18 protein-coding genes and 1 riboswitch are annotated in these 16,084 nt (G+C 32.5%); of the genes, 9 read left to right on the top strand and 9 right to left on the bottom strand.

What is annotated here, in order from left to right:
* Window positions 1-10 precede the first annotated feature (10 nt).
* Window positions 11-520, top strand: coding sequence for a GNAT family N-acetyltransferase (locus tag ACOQOS_RS05420; RefSeq protein ID WP_420573951.1), 510 nt, complete (start codon window positions 11-13; stop codon window positions 518-520).
* A 16-nt stretch (window positions 521-536) separates the two neighbouring features.
* Here ACOQOS_RS05420 and ACOQOS_RS05425 read toward each other — a convergent pair whose 3' ends face one another.
* Window positions 537-902 carry a VOC family protein gene (locus tag ACOQOS_RS05425; protein WP_420573952.1) on the bottom strand — a complete coding sequence of 122 codons (366 nt, stop codon included), beginning with the start codon at window positions 900-902 and terminating at the stop codon, window positions 537-539.
* 106 nt (window positions 903-1,008) lie between these two features.
* On the opposite strand from ACOQOS_RS05425, the gene ACOQOS_RS05430 reads away from it, so the two are divergent.
* Window positions 1,009-1,467, top strand: a complete 459-nt coding sequence (locus tag ACOQOS_RS05430) for a DUF1801 domain-containing protein (protein WP_420573953.1) — start codon at window positions 1,009-1,011, stop codon at window positions 1,465-1,467.
* A gap of 5 nt (window positions 1,468-1,472) precedes the next feature.
* Here ACOQOS_RS05430 and ACOQOS_RS05435 read toward each other — a convergent pair whose 3' ends face one another.
* Window positions 1,473-2,129, bottom strand: a complete 657-nt coding sequence (locus ACOQOS_RS05435) for a TrmH family RNA methyltransferase (RefSeq protein WP_420573954.1) — start codon at window positions 2,127-2,129, stop codon at window positions 1,473-1,475.
* Between the two features lie 88 nt (window positions 2,130-2,217).
* Here ACOQOS_RS05435 and ACOQOS_RS05440 point away from each other — a divergent pair, with 88 nt between their 5' ends.
* From ACOQOS_RS05440 to ACOQOS_RS05450, 3 genes are read left to right on the top strand one after another with little or no spacing between them, the layout of a single operon-like run.
* Window positions 2,218-3,405, top strand: coding sequence for a tetratricopeptide repeat protein (locus tag ACOQOS_RS05440; protein WP_420573955.1), 1,188 nt, complete (start codon window positions 2,218-2,220; stop codon window positions 3,403-3,405).
* Window positions 3,387-4,076: an SIR2 family NAD-dependent protein deacylase gene (locus ACOQOS_RS05445; protein WP_420573956.1), complete on the top strand. Its 690-nt coding sequence runs from the start codon at window positions 3,387-3,389 to the stop codon at window positions 4,074-4,076. The genes ACOQOS_RS05440 and ACOQOS_RS05445 overlap by 19 nt, the downstream gene beginning before the upstream one ends.
* A 5-nt stretch (window positions 4,077-4,081) precedes the next feature.
* The gene (locus ACOQOS_RS05450; protein ID WP_420573957.1) at window positions 4,082-4,588 is read left to right on the top strand and encodes a hypothetical protein; all 507 of its coding nucleotides are present in this window, start codon (window positions 4,082-4,084) and stop codon (window positions 4,586-4,588) included.
* 37 nt (window positions 4,589-4,625) lie between these two features.
* Here the strand turns inward: ACOQOS_RS05450 and ACOQOS_RS05455 are convergent, their stop codons facing one another.
* The gene (locus tag ACOQOS_RS05455) at window positions 4,626-5,102 is read right to left on the bottom strand and encodes a heme-binding domain-containing protein (protein WP_420573958.1); all 477 of its coding nucleotides are present in this window, start codon (window positions 5,100-5,102) and stop codon (window positions 4,626-4,628) included.
* Window positions 5,103-5,136: 34 nt separating this feature from the next.
* Between ACOQOS_RS05455 and ACOQOS_RS05460 the strand changes: the two genes are divergently transcribed.
* The 3 genes from ACOQOS_RS05460 (at window position 5,137) to ACOQOS_RS05470 (ending at window position 7,739) form a co-directional block, all read left to right on the top strand.
* On the top strand, window positions 5,137-5,709 hold the full coding sequence (locus ACOQOS_RS05460; protein WP_420573959.1) for an adenylosuccinate lyase: 573 nt from the start codon (window positions 5,137-5,139) through the stop codon (window positions 5,707-5,709).
* An 83-nt stretch (window positions 5,710-5,792) separates the two neighbouring features.
* Window positions 5,793-7,136, top strand: a complete 1,344-nt coding sequence (gene purB / locus ACOQOS_RS05465) for an adenylosuccinate lyase (RefSeq protein ID WP_420573960.1) — start codon at window positions 5,793-5,795, stop codon at window positions 7,134-7,136.
* Window positions 7,137-7,205: 69 nt separating this feature from the next.
* Entirely contained in the window at window positions 7,206-7,739 is a 534-nt protein-coding gene (locus ACOQOS_RS05470) for a hypothetical protein (protein ID WP_420573961.1), read from the top strand.
* A 66-nt stretch (window positions 7,740-7,805) separates the two neighbouring features.
* Here the strand turns inward: ACOQOS_RS05470 and ACOQOS_RS05475 are convergent, their stop codons facing one another.
* The 4 genes from ACOQOS_RS05475 to ACOQOS_RS05490 form a co-directional block, all read right to left on the bottom strand.
* The gene (locus tag ACOQOS_RS05475) at window positions 7,806-8,357 is read right to left on the bottom strand and encodes a DUF4252 domain-containing protein (protein ID WP_420573962.1); all 552 of its coding nucleotides are present in this window, start codon (window positions 8,355-8,357) and stop codon (window positions 7,806-7,808) included.
* A 93-nt stretch (window positions 8,358-8,450) separates the two neighbouring features.
* A complete protein-coding gene (locus tag ACOQOS_RS05480) occupies window positions 8,451-8,999 on the bottom strand; it encodes a DUF4252 domain-containing protein (protein WP_420573963.1) in 549 nt (182 codons plus the stop codon).
* A gap of 3 nt (window positions 9,000-9,002) precedes the next feature.
* Window positions 9,003-9,428 carry a hypothetical protein gene (locus ACOQOS_RS05485; protein WP_420573964.1) on the bottom strand — a complete coding sequence of 142 codons (426 nt, stop codon included), beginning with the start codon at window positions 9,426-9,428 and terminating at the stop codon, window positions 9,003-9,005.
* Window positions 9,415-9,924: an RNA polymerase sigma factor gene (locus ACOQOS_RS05490; protein WP_420573965.1), complete on the bottom strand. Its 510-nt coding sequence runs from the start codon at window positions 9,922-9,924 to the stop codon at window positions 9,415-9,417. Before ACOQOS_RS05490 ends, ACOQOS_RS05485 begins: the two co-directional genes overlap by 14 nt.
* Window positions 9,925-10,062: 138 nt before the next feature.
* Here ACOQOS_RS05490 and ACOQOS_RS05495 point away from each other — a divergent pair, with 138 nt between their 5' ends.
* Window positions 10,063-11,568: a S41 family peptidase gene (locus ACOQOS_RS05495; protein WP_420573966.1), complete on the top strand. Its 1,506-nt coding sequence runs from the start codon at window positions 10,063-10,065 to the stop codon at window positions 11,566-11,568.
* Between the two features lie 136 nt (window positions 11,569-11,704).
* Here the strand turns inward: ACOQOS_RS05495 and ACOQOS_RS05500 are convergent, their stop codons facing one another.
* On the bottom strand, window positions 11,705-13,711 hold the full coding sequence (locus ACOQOS_RS05500) for a T9SS type A sorting domain-containing protein (protein ID WP_420573967.1): 2,007 nt from the start codon (window positions 13,709-13,711) through the stop codon (window positions 11,705-11,707).
* 202 nt (window positions 13,712-13,913) lie between these two features.
* A complete protein-coding gene (locus ACOQOS_RS05505; protein ID WP_420573968.1) occupies window positions 13,914-15,776 on the bottom strand; it encodes a TonB-dependent receptor plug domain-containing protein in 1,863 nt (620 codons plus the stop codon).
* A gap of 65 nt (window positions 15,777-15,841) precedes the next feature.
* Window positions 15,842-16,080: riboswitch (cobalamin riboswitch) on the bottom strand.
* Window positions 16,081-16,084: the final 4 nt, after the last annotated feature.

Here is a 16,084-nt window from a genome sequence, read left to right on the forward strand (position 1 = left end):
TCTTTTTTCAGTGAACATAATTATAGAAACTAAACGCACTTATTTACGTCAGCTAACTATTGCTGATGCGGAATATTTCTATAATTTAAATCTCGATAAAGAAGTTATAAAATATACTGGTGATGTTGCTTTTGAAAATATCCGTCAAGCGGAAAAGTTTCTAAAAAACTACGATCAGTACGAAAAATACGGCGTTGGAAGATGGGCAGTGATTCACAAAGAAACCAATGATTTTTTAGGTTGGTGCGGAATCAAATTTACGCCAGAAAATAACGAATATGATATTGGTTTCCGTTTCTTCAGAAAGTATTGGAATCAAGGTTTTGCCACCGAAACTGCCAAAGCTTGTATAGATTATGGTTTTAAAACCTTAGAATTAGCTGAAATTGTTGGTAGAGCTATGAAAACAAACAAAGCTTCCATCAACGTATTGGAAAAAATTGGATTCGTATATAGACAAGATTTTGATTTTGAAGGAAATCTTGGAGTGATTTATTCCTCAAAAACATATCAAACATAATTCACATAAAGAGCTGTTATGGCCTAGAAAATAACGCGATTCTGTTTCCTTCCGTATCAATAAATATTGCCATATAACCTGTATCTGGAGAAATTTGTGTTTTTCCTTGTACAATAGTTCCACCGGCTTCTTCAATAATTGCTAGTTCGTTCGCAACATCTCCAGAGGCAAAATAAACCAATACGCCATCCGTTGTACTCGGTATATACGATTCTTGCTTTACCAAAGCACCTGTAGCACTTTCGGAAGCAGGTTTTGGCGGAAACCAACCGTATAATAATCCTCCAAAATCTTGTACTTTCATAGAAACTTTAAAAACCGTTTCATAAAATTTTTGCGCACGATCCATATCTGCCACAGGAATTTCAAACCAAGAAATCATAGTATGTTATTTTAAAAAGTTTTTTAAAGATACTTTTTATTTTGATTGTAAAATGATAATTATTTTAAAAAATTAGTACATTTAGGTACTTAAAAAACCAAACACCATGACATACGATGCAGATTCAATTGATGACTATATTTCACAACTTCCCGAAGAAAGAAAAGAAGTAATATTGAAGATGAGAAACATTCTTCAAGAGAATTTACCTGAAGGATTTACAGAAGCAATTAATTATAAAATGCCCGCATTTGTTGTTGCTCACGACACATATCCAGGCGGTTATCATTGCGACCCGAAATTACCATTACCGTTTATTAGTTATGCTTCGCAAAAGAATTTTGTAGCATTATATCATATGGGAATTTACGCAAATAAAGAATTGATGGATTGGTTTGTTGCGGAATACCCAAAACATTGCAAACGTAAATTAGACATGGGGAAAAGTTGTATTCGCTTTAAAAAAATGGACGACATTCCATTTGATTTAATCAAAGAACTAGTAACAAAAATGGCTCCACAAGATTGGATTGATTTGTATGAAGCAAATGTGATGAAGAAATAATCTTATTAATGTGTTTCTTGATAACGTTTTAAAATATCATCAATACTTTTTATAGATTTTTTACACCAATCGTATCGCTTTTCTAAGATTTCTTCTTCGGTAAACTTCCACGGAATGTCTGAATTTCGAAGCTTTGTCGTTGCATCCTGAATCGTAATTGCTGCAGAAACTGAAATATTCAAACTTTCAGTAAAGCCTACCATTGGAATTTTTAAAAACTCATCTGCTTGCGATAGTACTTCATCACTCAAACCTTCTTGTTCTTTACCAAAGAAAAAAGCTGCTTTTTGCGTGATGTCAAAATCGTGTAAATATTGAGAATCTTCGTGTGGCGTAGTTGCAATAATACGATATCCTTGTTTTTTAAGAATATCTATACAGTTTTGTGTATTAGAATAGCGATGAATATCTACCCATTTTTGCGCGCCCATGGCAATCTCTCTATCCATCTTTTTACCCAAAGTTGCTTCAATTACATGAACATCTTGTATTCCGAAAACATCGCAACTCCTCAATACTGCGCTGGTATTGTGCATTTGATATACATCTTCTACAGCTACTGTAAAATGACGCGTACGCTGTGCTAATACTTTCGCAAACAGTCCTTTTCGTCGTTCTGTAAGATATCCTTCTAAATGTTCTAGCAAATCCTTGTCTATCATCCTACAAAACTATTATAAAAACCTAAGGAAGCAAAATGATAAAATGTTTGATAATTTACTTATTTTAGTGTACTCTAAAATGTATAGAATGAAATATATATTCTCTTTGCTTCTCTCCTTTTGTTTTTGCTTCACTTTTGCTCAAGAAACTTCAGAAGTATATGCAAAAAACAATGATGAAAACGATCAAAAGGTAATTGAGTTTGGCACAGCGTTAATGAACTCGTTTTACGATAACGATTCAACGTTTTTTTTGGATAATTTTCATACCGAAAGCTTTGTTGCAAAAGTAATGCAGAAAGACGACGAAACTATGAAAGAAGATACACTTTCCGCATTTGATAAATCGTTTATGAAAGGTTTTCTATCAAAATTTAAAATATTTCCAGAGAATATCAATAAAAGTATTCAAAATGGTACGATGTATAATATTGTCAATTACTATTATCACTTAGACGAAAAAAAATATCATTTACTTTTTAGAATGTATTCTGATGAAGAAGGTCTTAATTATCACGATTACCAACTAAACTACATTGATGGAGATTTTAAACTTCAAGACATGTATGTATACACAACAGGCGAATATTTTAGTGATACGCTAGGAAATATATACCGATTGAGTATTCCGCCTGAAGATAGCACAGACACAGAAGCAAACAGAGCTCAATTGAAGAGTTTGTTTTTTATGACACGTTATCAATCATTAATCAATAATGAGCAATTTGAAAAAGCATTCAAATTGATTAATAATCTTGAAGGATCTTTTAGAGAGAAAAAAATATATTACATCATGAAAATTCAGGTAGCTTCTCAAATTAATGAAGTATATCATATGGAAGCCATTGATGAATTATTGAAAAAATTTCCCGATGATCCGACGACAAAACTTATGGGAATCGATTATTTTGTTATGCTTAAAGATTATAATGCTACCATGCAAATACTTGACGATTTGCGCGCGGCGACAGAAGATGATTTTGTAGAATACATTCGCGGAAATACAGCTTGGGAATTTAAAGATTATGAAGGTGCTGAAAAAGCGTATTCGTACATTGCTAAAGAATATCCAGAGTTTGAAGGTGCAAAACTTAACTTATTGTATTTATATGACACTTTAGAAAGACATGAAGATAATATTGTATTGTTAAATATGATGATTGATAGTGAAATGTATGCCAAGAAAGATTTAATCGATTTTATTGATAATAAAGAAAACGAATTTATACATCTACCAAACGCTGAAATTTACAACAGATGGAAAGAAAAAAAATAGTCGTACTTACAGGTGCAGGAATCAGCGCTGAAAGCGGAATTAAAACATTTCGAGACGCTGATGGATTATGGGAAGGTCATGATATCATGGAAGTAGCTTCTCCAACTGGTTTTGAAAGAAATCCGGCATTGGTTTTAGACTTTTACAATCAGCGCAGGCGTCAATTAAAGGAAGTAGATCCAAATGCAGGTCACAAAGCGTTGGTCGATTTAGAAAAACAACATGATGTTACCATTATTACACAGAATGTAGACAACCTGCATGAACGCGCAGGAAGTTCAAAAATCATTCATTTACACGGAGAATTATCAAAAGTACGAAGTACCAAAACTCCTTATAAAGTCTATGATTGTGAAGATGATATTATTTTGGGAGATTTGTGTAAAAATGGTGCGCAATTACGTCCGCATATTGTTTGGTTTGGAGAAGATGTTCCTATGATTGAAACGGCTGTTGCCGAATGCACACAAGCTGATATTTTACTTATAATAGGAACTTCCATGCAAGTATATCCAGCAGCAAGTTTGATTGATTTTGTACCACAAAACACTGCAATTTATTTTATTGATCCAAAACCAGCAGTTCCACAAAAATCATATAAGAACCTAACCGTTATCGCTGAAAATGGTTCTATTGGAGTACCAAAAGTTGTAACACAGTTGTTAGCCTAAAATTTATGGAACAAAAAACGCACAAAAAAGTTGCTACATATAGTTTAAGTCTTTTCTTCTTATTTGTGTTTGTTGGTCTTTTTCTTCTATACAAAGGCGCATTTTCTACAGTAAAACTTAAAAAAATTGATGGAATTGTTTTAAGTTCTTCACACATGCAAACTTTTGGAAAATATACTGATGACAAGCGTTCGCACAATATATTGCTTATTGAAGTTCAAGGAATCAATAAAATATTGGGAATTTATGCTGGTACTGTTGAACAAGCAGAAAAATTATCAAAAGAATTGAGTTTAGTTGCTGGAACAGAATATTCGTTTTTAGTTGACACAACACTAGTGAGCCCTATAGACGTATATCCTGGAGTTCGAACCATAAAACTTGGTAATGAAACTGTGTATCAAGATACAAATATAAACAGCCAAACTTTCTTTGGTTGGTTGACATTAAGCATAGCTATTGTCATTGGATTATATTATTATTCGTTTCGAAAAAAGAAATTCGAATCATAAAATAATCACACCATTAAATTTATGTGTAAATAAAAATCTATTGAGGTTTTTCCTGGCCTACAGCTAACATAGCTCTTGCATCCTTTACCCAATCAGCAATCTCTTTTATTTGCGTTTCGGTTAGTTTAGCATCACCATGTGTCCAAGTATAGGATGAAATTGGCATATGACCTTCTTCAATCTCTTCAATAACTTCTTCTAGCTTATGATCTTTTCGTTTTACAGAATATGTACTCCACTCTGAAAAGTTTAATTCTTCTTTTCCGTGTTTTACATGTCCTGCCATCCAATAAGAAATAGGTTCAATATTGCTATACCAAGGATAACGAGTATTACTTGAATGACAGTCATAACAAGCCGCTTTTAAAGAAGCTTGTACTGAAGCTGGCGGATTTGTTTCTGTTAAAAAAGCTTGTAAATCAGCTACATCACCTTCATTCTTTTCAGGTCCAAAAAATTGTAAAATTATCAATACAATTAATGCTAAAACTGCTATTTTTTTAAGTATCTTCATGTCGTTTTCTTAAGTAGCCTAAATTATAAAAACAATGACGTTTGACCAACTTTATTCGGAATTAAATTATGTAAATCATTCTCGAGAGAAGCGAAATTACTATGCCAATATTGTTTTAAACAATCCAAAACTATTACCAACTTTATTAGACGTAGTATTTACGGTTGATGATAAAATTTCAGCAAGAGCCGCTTGGTTGTTTGAGTTTGTTGCCAGAGAAAATTTAGATGCAATTCTACCACATTTAGACACCTACACAGAAAAAATGCAAACCGTACATTTAGATCCCGCTGTACGTCCTATGGCAAAAGTAGCTGAATATTTAATTGAAGCATACTACCATAAAAATCCAAATCAGACAAAAGAGAAGCTTACTGCAAAACATCGTGAGAAAATCACAGAAGTTTGTTTTGACTGGATGATCAGTGATCAAAAAGTTGCTGTTAAAGCATATTCCATGCGTTCATTATTTCTTTTAGGAAAAGAATTTGATTGGATTCATGAAGAATTAATTAGTATTCTTGAACGTGATTACGCATCTCAAAGTGCCGCTTTTAAAGCAAGAGCAAGAGAACTCATAAAACGTATTAAAAAAATGAAGTCTTAGGTAACTAAAATGTAACACAATAAATTTTAATTCATACCACGGAAAAAGTATATTTGTCAGCTTAAAACAACAACACAACTACAATGACGCTTACAACACTTAACGCCATTTCTCCTATTGACGGAAGATACCGTAATAAAACAATCGCTTTAGCCAATTATTTTAGCGAAGAATCTCTGATAAAATATCGTGTTTTAGTCGAAATCGAATATTTTATTGCTTTGTGCAACATCCCATTACCACAATTAGCTGATTTTGATGCTTCTCTGTATGACGATTTACGCAGTATTTACGAAGAGTTTTCTGCTGAAGATGCACAAGCAATTAAGGAGATTGAAAAAGTAACTAACCATGATGTGAAAGCCGTTGAATATTTCATCAAAGAAAAGTTTGACCAACTTAATATTTCACAATATAAAGAGTTTATTCACTTCGGATTGACTTCACAAGATATTAACAATACAGCTATTCCGCTTTCTATTAAAGAAGCAATTCAACATGTGTATTTACCTGAATTGGTACGTGTTTTAGAAAAATTAAAAGAATTAGCAACTGAATGGGCTGATATTTCCATGTTGGCAAGAACACACGGACAGCCAGCTTCTCCAACACGTTTAGGAAAAGAAATTGAAGTATTCATTACTCGTATTGAAGCACAAGTAGCTTCTATTTCTGGAATTCCGCACGCAGCCAAGTTTGGTGGTGCTACCGGAAACTTCAATGCGCACAAAGTAGCATATCCTGCAATTGACTGGAAAGCGTTTGGAAATGATTTTGTTGAGCGAATTTTAGGTTTACATCACTCCTTCCCTACGACACAAATTGAACATTATGATCATGTAGCTGGAATTTTTGATGGATTGAAACGTATCAATACCATTTTAATTGATTTAGATAGAGATTTTTGGACGTATATTTCCATGGATTATTTTAAGCAAAAAATTAAAGCTGGTGAAGTAGGATCATCTGCTATGCCGCATAAAGTAAATCCTATCGATTTTGAAAACAGTGAAGGAAATTTAGGTATTGCAAATGCTATTTTTACACACTTAGCAGCAAAACTTCCAATTTCAAGATTACAACGTGATTTGACTGATTCAACAGTATTGAGAAATGTAGGAGTTCCTTTTGGACATACAGTGATAGGATTTCAATCAACTTTAAAAGGTTTAAACAAACTATTATTGAACAAAGAGAAGTTTGAGGAAGACTTAGAAAATAATTGGGCAGTAGTAGCAGAAGCTATTCAAACAATTTTAAGAAGAGAAAACTATCCAAATCCGTATGAAGCTTTAAAAGGACTTACGAGAACTAATGAAAAGATCACTGAAGCGTCAATCGCCGATTTTATTGACACTTTGGCGGTTTCAGAAGCTATAAAATCTGAATTAAAAACAATAAATCCTAATAATTATACAGGAATCTAGCAATTCATAGTCATTAACATTTTTTTTTTGCTAATTTTGCAAAGCCAAGAATTAACAAAAATAAATCCTGTGAATATTAAACTCACAAAATCCAAAACAGATAAGAGTTTGGATGCTTTAAATAAATCTGGAAGATTACAAATAAAAAAGGTGATCTATAACAAAGCATTCAAATCTTATATTAAAGATAATTATGGTTCTGGAATTCATTTCGGTAGCATGAATAATAACCTAAAAGAAATCCTTACCAAATTATCCTTAAACGAAATCATAGAAGGTACTGTAAAATTACCCATGATAGATGTGAATACACTATCAATTGTAAATGAACAGATCAACGAATTTTCTGATTTTGATTTATACGATAGTTTTACCTGTACTTTTTTCGCAAAAGGAAACATAAGCTCCGAAGAGTTTATGGAAGGTATTGCTAAACTAAAAGCTGAGTTTTTAGATACGTATAATAAAAAAGTTCATGAAGAAATTCTAGAGAAAGAATATCAAGATAGAGTTTCAACAAAGAAAAGAGAAATTAAAGAAATAGCTTTCTTTATTGTAATAGCTATTGTTGCTTTATTACTGATTTACTTTTTTATAAAATAAGTAATCTTCAAAGCTGAAGAAAAAAATAAAAAAAGGATAGATGCGCTTTTACATCTATCCTTTTTTTTATTTAGTTGATATAGGCGCTACTAAATCTGTAAGTCCGCCGAGATTTAGTTTTACACCTGAAAAATTATCTTGTGAAGCCATTTGGTATAATTCCATGAACTTGTTCATTGTCATATCGTCTCCAACAATTCTTGTGACTGCAAATCCCATCTCTTTGTTTGCTACAAAGATGACAATTTCATCGATAGCTTCTTCTTCTCCTACAAACTTGATAAGACCTTTGCTTCCCAAATTTACAAGTTCTTCATATTTTGATTGCTTTAAAATACTTTTGATTTTAGCTTTTTCCGCAGTGAATTCTTCTTTCTTTTCCTGATTTACTTGATATACAAGTACATTTACACGCTCAATAGCATTGAATGCTTCTTCTTGCTTCTCTGTAAGTTCAAGTCCTTGTCCTTTTATAGAACTAATAGGAATTGTACTTGAAGAAAAACCTATTTTCTCCGCATTATCTAAAATGTAATTGTGTAAGCTATTTTTATCAGAACAACTACTAATGCCAATTATGACTAGCATTAATACTAAAATTGATGGTACAGTTTTCATATTTTTTGATTGTTTTTTGATGTGATGAATATAAATAATAACGCGTCAATAGACAAAAGTATCCATTGACGCGTGTAAAAATTGTACTACAAATTAGTTCTTTTTCTTCTTGTCAACATTCTTTAAGTGTTCTCCACCAGGAATGTCCATTTTGCTAGTAAGCTTTGAAACTTGTGTTAAATCGATATCTCCAGTTAAGGAAACTACTACTGTATTGATGCTTCTGTCTTTCATTTTCACTTTATCTTCAATACCAGTAATATACATTAACAACTCCTTTACATGTGTATCGTCTTTTCCTTCTTTTACATAGAATTTCATACGTGTATCTCCATCTTTCACTTCCATTAACTCTTCTAATTCAGAAGAACGTCCGCTTACCCATCTTTTTAAATCTGATGAGATTCTTGCATCGCTTGTCGCTAAAGTTTTTAAGCTTTTCATGCTATTTACCATTTCTAAAAACTCTTTAGCATCAGCATCATCTGCATCGATGCCCATAGAAGCGATCATCTTAAACATTTTAGGTTTAATAGATACATATGTTACTTCGTCGTTATCTGCATATTTTTCAAAAATATTTTGTCCAAATGTAAGTACTGGCAAAGCCATTAACATTACTAATAATACTATCTTCTTCATGTTTTAATTGTTTTTCGTTATAAAAATTTTGTTAGTTGTTTCTTCAAATTGTGCTAAATGATTGATGTGACTTGCTCCTGAATTGAAATTTTGTGATACAAGAGACATGGTCGTTTTAAATTCTGCGAAAGCTTTTTCGGCTTCATGCTGATTTCTCCATTCATTAAAGAATAGACTGGTCGTGAGAACAAATACGGCAGCAACAGAAATCCATTTTAAATAGTTTTTTCTTCTAGGTTCTAATGGAACGTTGCGAGTAAACTGCTCACCTTTTAAATTAGTGAAATGCTGAAACATTGGTTGGTATTCTTCTAAATGCGGCGCCACATTTGTTTGTGAAAAATACGCTTGTAACTCTTGTTCTTCTTGAACCGTTGTTGTTGCTTCAAAATACTTCTCTAATAAATTTTCTATGTTAGCTAACTCCATAGTTGTGTTTTTTTATAAGTTCTTGTCTTATGTATTTTCTTGCTCTTGATAGTGCTACTCTTATTGCCGTTGGATTCATGTTAACCACTTTAGCTATCTCTTCAAAATCATACTGTTCTACATCTCTCAATTGTATGATAATTTTTTGTTGCTCTGGTAGTTCTTCCATAATCTCATGTACAAAACTGACACTATCCTTTAATTCTACTTCTTTCTGTAATGATGTTTTTTCGTCTTTGTAATTGCTATGTACTAATTTTAAATTGCTGGCTTGTTTTGATTTCAGTTTATCCAAGCAATAATTTTTAGTCATCGTCATCGCAAAAGCTTCCACATTATTATAGGCTTCAATTTTCGATTTCTTAGACCATAGTTTCAATAATACTTCTTGGGTTGCGTCTTCAGCTTCTTCATTAGATACTAGCAAACGCTTTGCCATTCTGTACAACTTGTCTTTAAAAGGCATTATCATATGTAAAAAATCTGCCTGTTTCATTTTTTAGGTCTATTAATTTCGGTTAGTTATAAGGAAGACGAACGAGTTACGAATTTGTTACAAATAATTTTTATTTTACAATATTGTCGCTATTTTTAGTGTTTATAAAAGTAAACACAAACTATGACAAAGAAAATTATGAATATAAAAAAATTGTTCTTCCTATTTGTTGTTATTTCTGTAGTAACGGTAAGCTGTACAGATCAAGATGACAATCAGTTTAGCGTATCTTCAAGTTTAGAAGTTCAGGACTTTGTATGGAAAGGACTAAACCTATGGTATTTTTGGCAGGGAGAAGTTCCAGATTTAGCTGATAGCAAGCTTGATGATAGTGAGGGTTATGTTTCATTTTTGAGTAGTTATCCTAATCCTGCTGATTTATTTGAACATTTACGTCATCCTGACGATCGTTTTAGTGTAATTGTTGATGATTACGATAATTTACAAGCTTCACAACAAGGAAACTCTGATTCTAATGGAGCAGACGTTCGTTATATTTTCCTTAATAGCGGAAGTCCAGAAGTAATTGGATATGTACGTTATATTGTACCTGGTTCTGATGCTGATGGAAAAGATATTCGTCGTGGAGACATTATTTATGCCGTTGATGGACAAAGTTTATTCTTTAATTCTTCAACCGATAATAATTTAAACTTACTTGATGCGACATCATACACGTTTAATTTAGCTGATCTGACAGTTACTGGCGATGTACGTTCTATTACTCCAAATGGTAGAGATATTGCTTTGACAAGAACAAATCTTACTGAAAATCCGATTCTATTGAGTTCAACTATTGATGTTGGAGCTAAAAAAGTTGGATACATCATGTACAACCAATTTATCTCTAATTTTGATACACAATTAAATGGTGTCTTTGCAGATTTTCAAGCGCAAGGTGTTACAGACTTGGTGTTAGATTTTCGTTACAATCCAGGAGGTTTTGTAAGTAGCGCTATTAATATTGGAAGTATGGTTACTGGACAGTTTGAAGGACAACTATTTACAAAATTCAGATACAACGATAAAATTCAACCAATTCTTACGGATGCTCAAGAAAACCGTTATTTTAGAAATACGTTAAGTTCTGGGGCAGCTATTAGTAGTTTAGGTTTATCTAAAGTATATGTAATAACTACAGGAAGTACAGCTTCTGCAAGCGAATTGGTAATTAATTCTTTAGAACCTTATATTGATGTTGTACAGGTAGGAACGACAACAACTGGAAAAAATGAAGCATCTGTTTCTTTATATGATTCTCCATCTTGGACATTTGGTGACGAACAATTAAACCCTAACCATAAATGGGCAATGCAACCTTTAATTTCTCGCTTAGAGAATAGCGCTGGTTTCTCAAATTATACAGACGGATTGAATCCTGATATTGTTCTTGCTGAAGATTTAACAAATTTGGGCGTTTTAGGTGATGAAACTGAACCTTTACTAGCTGCTGCTTTAATGGATATTGCTGCTGCAGGAAGACCTTCAGGTATTAATGAATCTAGAAATTCAGTTATTCCAATTGAAGGTATTACAGATACTAAATTACGTAGAATCACAGGAAATCGTATGTATATCGATTTAAATGTTGGCGATAGTGATGATGCACTACAAAATCATAAGTTGATTCTTCCTCAGGAATAATTTAAATAAAAATATATTTTAAAAACGCTTCTAAAAAGTTAGAAGCGTTTTTTTTGTCAAATAGATTTGCAGAGAAGTTTTTATAATATCCATAAAACTACAATTAGACAATATGCTAAATCTCAAAATACAAAAGCTACTCTTTAAGTACTTTTATACATTGTTTTGTCTCTCCAATTTGTATCATAACAAAATACAAACCACTGGAAAGATGTTGAAAATCTATCTGTTCCGCATGTTGCTTTTGCAATTTTTTAAAAGTTATAGATTGCTCAATCTTACGACCAAATACTGAATATATATGCATAGTAACATCTCCTGTAAATTGATTGTCAATATTTAAAAAACCTGTTTCTGTAATAGGATTAGGATAAATCTGTATACTCAAATCAGATGCGTTTACATTAGGCACACTCAAGTTTGTAGCATCTGATTCAAATGCACCTATATCAATATGCGTATTACTTAAGATTCTATCATTTTCATAATAATCTAGCTCGTTTACAGCATAAAATCCGGCTAAATATGCAGGTGTTAATACTGTTGTGCTTGGCTTTCCTGCATTCACTGCCATAGACGTATTGGAGATCCTAAAATTGTCATTACTAACATCTATAAAATCAGGAGTACCAAAAGACGAATTTGTACTATTATATAGCATGCTTCCTTCTGAGATGACAAGATTATTCTGATTTCCATCATCTGCAAAAAATAAATTATGGCTCATCTCAAAATTTTCAACCATTACTGTTTCCAAAGGATCACCCGCAAAAGGAACAGCACTTACAATTCCTCCTAAAGATTGTTCTTCTATATATACAATATTATTAAAAAATGCATTGTTTTGAGATCTACTCACTGTGACTTGATATCCTAAAATAAAGTCAGATCCTAGCATTTTTCCTTCTCCATTTTTGTAAATTGTATTGTTTCTTATTTCACAATCTTTTACTGTACTCAGCGCATTTCCTTGTGATACATTAGGTTCATTTAATTTTGAACCAATAGTGATTCCGTTTAAAAGGTTTTCAGTTGTGATATTATTAATTACTTTAACGTTTGAAGCACTAAATTCATTCATAAAACTTCCTCCATTTTCACAGCCAACAGAAATACCAACATCACTGCCTTTTACAAAATTTCTTTCAATAACCACATCACGGCAGCCATCACAATAAATGCCAGCAGCAGCAAAATCTGGTTGGTTGGAATTAATCACTCTGTTGAATCTTACAATTCCGTTTCTCGCTTGATTTTTACCAGGATCCATTGGATCACATATTACAGGATTTACACTAAAATCACAATCTTGAACTTCTGGATAATATCCAGCAATTGCAATTCCAATATTGCCATTATCCGATAATACATTATTTTCAATTCTAAAACCATCTATATATCCTGTGACCGTAATGTTTTCAGCAAATCCGTTTATCATATCGTTTATAGTGTTATTTTCAATCACTAAGTTTGTTATAGGTCCATCATTTTCGTTCCCTTCAACGATTATTCCTGCAGAAATTGCTGATCCAGAAGGTATTGTATCTTCATTTAAAGTCCATCCCATATTTTTTAAGGCGCAGTTTTTCACTGTAATCGAATCTCCCATTCCAAATATTTTCATTCCAACGCCATTAATTCCCCAATTTTGCTCAAGTAATACATTATCAACTTCTAATTGGTTATTGTTCTTAAAATTTAGGAGAAATAATGCAGGAGTATTTACATCTAAACTCCCTTGAAAAGTTATATTTTTTACGGTTATATCCGTAGATTCATTCAATGTGAAAAGTGTATTAAAACTACCTTGCCACGGATCTAAAGCTTTAATAACTGCATTATTATTTCCCCAAGAATCGAAAGTTAGATTGTATTTCTTATTTCCTTCTCCACCAATAAAAATACCTTCAGTTCTGGCAAAATCTCCTTTTAAAAATACTGTGGTCAATGAACCATTGGGATCATTTGCTATTCCGAATATAATATTGTTCAAGAAATAGTCTAAACTATATGGATTATTCATTGTACCCGCATCTGATTCTGTAGTAGCCGACCCATTTTCATCGATGTAGTAATTGACTTGCGCATGAAGAGATATACATAGAATTAAAAATGTAGTGAGGAATAAGTATTTTTTCTTCATGATTTCTGTTTTTGAATATGTTAGCAGTATCTATAAGATGAATCTATCTATCTATATATGCTATTACTAAATTTACAAAAACATACTATAATACAGAATCTTATTGTAAGATATTTCTTTTGAATTTTTCAAACCCAACACCGACAAACAAAAAAGCCATTGGTTTCCCAATGGCTTAAAACTTATGATATTTAAATAAACTCTACAGGTTCAAAGAAAATCCAATACGTACGTTAGTACCTCTGGTAGTGAATCCTGTAATTTCTGTATATTCTTCGTTGAATATATTTGATACTGTTAAAAATCCGCTGATGCGTTCATTAAATTTATGATTTACATTCGCTCCGATTAAGTTGAAAGACTCCAACGTTACATCTTGAAATGTTGAAAAATCTGTGTCTAAACGCTCAGATGTAAATTGGTATGATAAACCAGCGTTTGTTCTAGATGAAAATGCATATCCAACGTTTAAGTTTGCTTTGTGTTTTGGTATACGCAATACTTTTACATCTTTTTTCTCTGTAAATGTATAGTTTGCATCTACTGTTAAGTTTTCAATTGGAGTTGCTGCAACTTCAAATTCGAAACCATTTACTGTAAATTCATCTTGTACGTTTTGGTATTCACCTGCAAATGTTGTGAAATCAGTAACTACATAGTTGATAAAGTTTTCTTCTTTTCTGTTAAAGTAAACAGCGCTAGCACGTAACTTTTCAGATAATTTCACTTCTACTCCACCTTCTATCGTTGTATTTTCTTCTGGCTCTAAGTTTGGATTTGGTCCAAAGTTTCCAAATAATTGCGATAATGTTGGTGCAATAAATGATGTGCTATAAGAAGCAAATACTTTTGCATAACCTTTACCTAATGGCATACGGTACGATGGGTTTAAGTTGTATGTAAAGTGTGTTCCGTATTCACTGTGGTTGTTTAAACGTCCACCAGCATTTACATTCAATCCGAAATCAGAAACATATACTACATTTACATATGGATCTACAATTGAAGAAGACTGCTCTTCAGTAAAAACGGTTTGATTGTCAATATAATTTAAACCAACAACTGTGTAAAATTTGTTATTAAAGTTGTACTTATTAAAGATATCTAACGCGATTGTTTCACCTTCAAAAGTAGATGGGAAATTTGATTTAAATTCACGATCTATCTTTGTATAAGCAGCGTTCATTGTTACACTACCATTTTTGTACGTATACTTTGGCGCAACTCCAAAACGGTATTGCTCACTTTCTCCACTATAGTCAGCATCAACTCTTGGTGAAGAACTATCAAAATCATTTTTGAATTTGTCCATGTTTCCAAAAATGCTTGCTTCAAAAGCATCTGAAAATTTATAACCAACACGAACATTTGTATTGATACGTGAAAAACGATCACTTTCTTCTCCAATTACAGCAGATAAACCGTCTGTATTTTGGTGACCAAAACCAACTACATATGATATATCATCTACAGTTCCGTCAATACGAGCACTGTTTGAGAAATCATTAATGTTGTAATCAGAATCATCTTGTGATTGGTTTGTTCCGAAAGAGCTATTTACGCGTAACGCAATCGTATCTTCTGAAGCTTTTTTAGTAGTAATACTAATCACTGCAGTAGCTGCTCCACTTCCGTAAAGTGTACTAGAAGCTCCTTTAATAATTTCGATAGATTCAATTTGATCTAAAGCAACCAAACGTAAATCGAAGTCATTTGCGATAGATGAAGGGTCATTTACCTGAATTCCATCAATCATAATCAATACTTGGCGGTTGTTTCCTCCACGTACAAAATAACTTAGATTTTGTCCTGCATTACTTCTACTTCCCAAGATTTCAATTCCGCTTTTAGTATTGATTACTTCAGCAACGGTTTTACCTTGGTTTCTTTTAATTTCTTCACTAGAAATAGTGATTACTGTTTTTCCTGAATTCTCACGTTTCAATGCGTGACGTGAATCAGAGATGACAACTTCATCAAGTTTTTCAGTTTCATCTTGTTGTTGTGCAAATACAGCAGTACAAGCCAAAAACAAGGCACTAACAGATAGTACTGTTCTTTTCATTTAATTTTCGTTTTATGGGAATAAAGTATGGGTTTCCATACGCAAACTTTTATCCCGAAAGTTTGACATTAACTACGAAACTTGGCAGGTCTCCTGACTTACAATTTGCTATATACCTTCCCGAATATTCAGTGGTCATGTAGTTATAGCAACTCATTGTTGTAATGAGGTACTGAACAATGCTCAGTACATGCTTACAGTTGCGGGAACAGTTCAAGAATGAAGGTGCGTTACCTTTTCACTTGATTCCCTTTTAATTCGAGAACACTAATGTATGCTCGAAACCAAAATTCGGCGCAAAAATAAAC

The organism is Kordia sp. (assembly GCF_965224175.1).
GTDB lineage: Bacteria > Bacteroidota > Bacteroidia > Flavobacteriales > Flavobacteriaceae > Kordia.

Bases quoted from the DNA above. Each gene is read 5' to 3' on its own strand.
- ACOQOS_RS05425 (WP_420573952.1), bottom strand. From the start codon at position 902: ATGATTTCTTGGTTTGAAATTCCTGTGGCAGATATGGATCGTGCGCAA.
- ACOQOS_RS05430 (WP_420573953.1), top strand. From the start codon at position 1,009: ATGACATACGATGCAGATTCAATTGATGACTATATTTCACAACTTCCC.
- ACOQOS_RS05435 (WP_420573954.1), bottom strand. From the start codon at position 2,129: ATGATAGACAAGGATTTGCTAGAACATTTAGAAGGATATCTTACAGAA.
- ACOQOS_RS05440 (WP_420573955.1), top strand. From the start codon at position 2,218: ATGAAATATATATTCTCTTTGCTTCTCTCCTTTTGTTTTTGCTTCACT.
- ACOQOS_RS05445 (WP_420573956.1), top strand. From the start codon at position 3,387: ATGGAAAGAAAAAAAATAGTCGTACTTACAGGTGCAGGAATCAGCGCT.
- ACOQOS_RS05450 (WP_420573957.1), top strand. From the start codon at position 4,082: ATGGAACAAAAAACGCACAAAAAAGTTGCTACATATAGTTTAAGTCTT.
- ACOQOS_RS05455 (WP_420573958.1), bottom strand. From the start codon at position 5,102: ATGAAGATACTTAAAAAAATAGCAGTTTTAGCATTAATTGTATTGATA.
- ACOQOS_RS05460 (WP_420573959.1), top strand. From the start codon at position 5,137: ATGACGTTTGACCAACTTTATTCGGAATTAAATTATGTAAATCATTCT.
- purB (WP_420573960.1), top strand. From the start codon at position 5,793: ATGACGCTTACAACACTTAACGCCATTTCTCCTATTGACGGAAGATAC.
- ACOQOS_RS05475 (WP_420573962.1), bottom strand. From the start codon at position 8,357: ATGAAAACTGTACCATCAATTTTAGTATTAATGCTAGTCATAATTGGC.
- ACOQOS_RS05480 (WP_420573963.1), bottom strand. From the start codon at position 8,999: ATGAAGAAGATAGTATTATTAGTAATGTTAATGGCTTTGCCAGTACTT.
- ACOQOS_RS05485 (WP_420573964.1), bottom strand. From the start codon at position 9,428: ATGGAGTTAGCTAACATAGAAAATTTATTAGAGAAGTATTTTGAAGCA.
- ACOQOS_RS05490 (WP_420573965.1), bottom strand. From the start codon at position 9,924: ATGAAACAGGCAGATTTTTTACATATGATAATGCCTTTTAAAGACAAG.
- ACOQOS_RS05495 (WP_420573966.1), top strand. From the start codon at position 10,063: ATGAATATAAAAAAATTGTTCTTCCTATTTGTTGTTATTTCTGTAGTA.
- ACOQOS_RS05500 (WP_420573967.1), bottom strand. From the start codon at position 13,711: ATGAAGAAAAAATACTTATTCCTCACTACATTTTTAATTCTATGTATA.
- ACOQOS_RS05505 (WP_420573968.1), bottom strand. From the start codon at position 15,776: ATGAAAAGAACAGTACTATCTGTTAGTGCCTTGTTTTTGGCTTGTACT.